The 3853-nt window shown below is 35.6% G+C and carries 2 protein-coding genes; both read right to left on the reverse strand.

Annotated elements, in window-relative coordinates; translation table 11 throughout:
* Positions 1-898: 898 nt before the first annotated feature.
* Entirely contained in the window at positions 899-2806 is a 1908-nt protein-coding gene (gene traG, locus ACFINO_RS09295) for a Ti-type conjugative transfer system protein TraG (protein WP_375613600.1), read from the reverse strand.
* Positions 2807-3339: 533 nt separating this feature from the next.
* Positions 3340-3810, reverse strand: a complete 471-nt coding sequence (locus tag ACFINO_RS09300; protein WP_375655522.1) for a helix-turn-helix domain-containing protein — start codon at positions 3808-3810, stop codon at positions 3340-3342.
* Positions 3811-3853 lie beyond the last annotated feature (43 nt).

Here is a 3853-nt window from a genome sequence, read left to right on the forward strand (position 1 = left end):
TTAAAGTGTGGATTTTTAGCTTTCACTTCAAGCTCCCCTGCCGGTTGCGAGCGCCCTCGCATTGGTATTCCGGGAGTCAAAAACACTGAGTTCAGTCAGCTTTTTTGCTTTTAGTGCTCATCGCACCTGGACATGGCAAAAACTCCCGGAATCCCGGGAAACCCACAAGAGTAGGCTAATCTTATGTACTGAACTTTAGGGGTTTTGAATCCCTCTTGATCGTTGCGTAGACGACCAAAGTTACCCTTTAAGGTATAAAGTAATTTCATGAAATTAGCAATAAAATTTAAAAACAGTCTTTATTTGTATTTTTATAAGAGGCAGATAACCTCTCATTTTTGATTAAATTATATACGAACGAAGTGAGCGCTATTTATTGAAATAAGTATAAGATCATAATCAAGAGATGCTAGACGTATTAGCTCGTAGTAAAAGCCTTTCATAGACATCATTAGCAAACAAGCAAAGAAATATCATGATAACAAAACCAATGACCATTGCTGTTTGGTGTTCATAGGGTGCAACTCTCGCTGTGTATCCCCAAAAAAGAAAAATAGGAATAAAACCAAGCCACCAACAAAGAAGTTTAAGAAGGCAAAAACTGGTTTACGAATGAATAATAAAATAAGGAAGATTGCGTAAAGCAACCTTTTAACTATTACAGCCAATATTCTACGTATTATCTTGAACACCCCACGCATTATAATTGATAAGATACTCTTTTTATGTCTTGATTTTTTTGGTGTTTGTATTCTTAGCAGAAAGATCGTTTATGACTTTCTCCCATTTTCAAGCCACTATATTATAAAAATGTACTATAAAAATAATTTATCTCTAATTATATCATCCAAAAATACAACAATATTTTATTCATTTTAACTAAAAAATAGATGCTTTATTAAGAAGAAAAGCTATTTTCATTAGTAAGAGCTGTTAAATCCTTACGTCTAAAATAGATAGAGCGTCCACAACGAACAGGTGGTTGCCCTTGCATAAGAATAATCTGTTCGTCTTTTCGCATTTCTTGTGTTATTTCATGTGGATATATTAAAGGTCTATGCTGGGTGTTTATATTTTCTGTCCCTCTTGTATGGAATCCTCCTAGAGGTTTGCTTGAATCTTTCACTTCAATGGTCATTTGACCACATGCCTTAGATATATTTTCAGCAGTTTTAATATCTTTTATTGCGGCATAGCTTACAAAAGCACAATTTTCAAACCATGTCATAACGCCTGACGAACCGAAATAGTGTTCTATTTGATCTACAGACTTGTAAAAAAGCATGAGAGATATACCATATTTGCGTCCATGATCACGTGCTTCTTCTAAAATGTTCATATATCCTAAAAGATCAGCATTATCTAAAATAAAGAGCGCTCTTTTTGCATAATTACCATTAGCGGCTTCCATAGCTCTGAGAAAAGAGCCAACAAGGACACGCCCAACACCTGGATAAGATTTTAAAATTTTTGAGGGGATATTTAGAAAAATATCAATATTTCCCTTTGTTATATCGGTAGTTTTAAAATCATGACCACTGATAAGGTTTGCATAGTTAGAGAGTGAAAGCCATTGTATATCTTTTGCAGCAGTAGAATAGACATCTGAGAAAGTTTGTTCAGCCATATTTGTAAACACCCCAAGGGTTTCACGAATAAATTGGGATGGAGAATTTGATCGTATAGATTGCAATTTTCCAATCACGGATGGTTCTGGCATTGACATGATCGTATGAAGGGTTTTTAAGTTTTTTTCCTTTAATGTGTATTCATCAGAAAAGACAATATGCGCAAGTAGTCCTGTTAACAAATTATGTGCCTGTAATACAAAAAATTGATCAGTCGAAGTTGATTTGTCGTTTTCAGAAAGAAGGAGTCTAGCAACTTCAACCAACCCCGCTTCTCTTTCATAAAGGGGGAGATTTTCATCTAACAGCCAATCTAAAGGATTAAAAGTTTCCGTTGAAGAACCATGAGGATCAAGAACGTATACTTTTCTGTTTGACAGCTGCCTTGTTTTTTTTACCATTGGAGCGACTTCAGTTGAAGGGTCAAAAACGATCAGTGGACCGGAATATTTGAGACAAGTTGGAATAACATTACTGGTTGTTTTATAACTACCAGAACCAGCAAAAAATAACATATGGGTTGAATCAAAATTGAGTTTATATGTCAACAATGGCTGGCGACCACCTTTTCCCCATGTTGTTTTGTCTTTAGGATTAAAAGGGACATCTTTAACAATATCTTTGTCGACTCTATAGCGCTCTCCTATGACGACTTCGCCATCACGAGGAAAAATCTTTTCAAGGCGTTTCATACTCATCCATTGAACACCACCAAAGATCGTATTTTTTGAAATTTTCAAAGGTGAAGCTTTAGGTAATGATAGTTTTATCGTGTAACCAAGGATAATAACGCCAATAACAACACCCCATAAAACCATCCTATCAAAGAAAGGAAGAACATCCGCCCATGTCATATTATCTTGACCTACATATGGACTAAGTCTGATATATTCATTTGCACTATAATAAGTTGCAAACAAACCAAAGATGATCATGGACGAAATAGTGATATTTTTTCTGATATGCCTTTTTTGTAATAAGATGAATGAAGAACATGAAAATGCAATAAGGATTAAAATATCCAGTGGCTTTGATCTTACAAACCAATAAGCATCAGGCGTCGTTCCATTTTCTGTAATGTTATTGATGGTTATATTGACCAAAAAAGCTACAATGATTGAAAAGATGAGTGGCAATGCTAAAAATATAATCTGTTTTTTGTCTAATTTATTGACCATTTTCCCCCCTGCATACCAGAAAAAGCTTCTCTTCCTATTTTTTTCGAAGTTTTTATATTTTTTGAATTTTTATCAAGTTTTGAAACGTAAAGCAAACCATCTTAAGATGAAAGACTTATCTGCCTCTCTAAGACGGGCTTTTATAAAAAGCTCTCCTAAACTAATTTTTTCAAAAATTTTTTCAAAGTTTCTTTGATGCTTCACGCGCTATTTAAATTTCTTACTTAACTCTTTTACGACACTGCATATGCTTCTTAACAGAAAAAAAACCCAATAACAATACGCATTAGTGTTCACTGAAAAAAAGCGCGGTTTATCATGTTGTGCCGTAAAACATCGTTGTTCAGAGCCCTGATATAAGGCATGTAAAACTTCACATATTTAAGTGTTTTTAGAGTGTGTAATAAATGGGCGTGACTTGCCCCGTAGAGCCTTGTAAAGTGGACTACATGAATGGTCAGGAGTAGGTCAAACCGCGCCAACAGAATCCGAACTTTTTACAAAACAGCCCTTAAGTCAGGAATATGCATCCTTTAGAGCGTAGAGCGGGAGGAAATCAAACACAAAATTGCCTTCTGTTTTTGAGGTTTGAGCTCTCTAAAACTTTTCAAAAGGATGTGCTCTTCTTTACTTGCGATCCCTTCATCACAGCAATACAAGACATTTTCTTTTGTTGAGAGATCCGTATAGAAAAAAGAAATGGGAACATTGAGAATATCAGCAATTTCTTGTAAACGCCCAGCTCCTATACGATTAGAGCCTTTTTCATATTTTTGGATTTGTTGAAAAGTCACACCTAACTGACTGCCTAATTGCTTTTGCGACATTCCCAGCATTGTTCTTTTAAAGCGAATTTTTCTGCCTATCGAAATGTCGTTAAAGTGTGGATTTTTAGCTTTCACTTCAAGCTCCCCTGCCGGTTGCGAGCGCCTCTTATGCGTATTCCGGGAGTCTGAAAGTACTGAGTTCGAATCAGCTTTTTTGCTTTTAGTGCTAGAGCGCACCTGGACATAGCAAAAACTCCCGGAATCTCGCGATACTTATAAA

Origin of the sequence: Bartonella sp. AA83SXKL, from assembly GCF_042196965.1 — a bacterium.
GTDB lineage: Bacteria > Pseudomonadota > Alphaproteobacteria > Rhizobiales > Rhizobiaceae > Bartonella.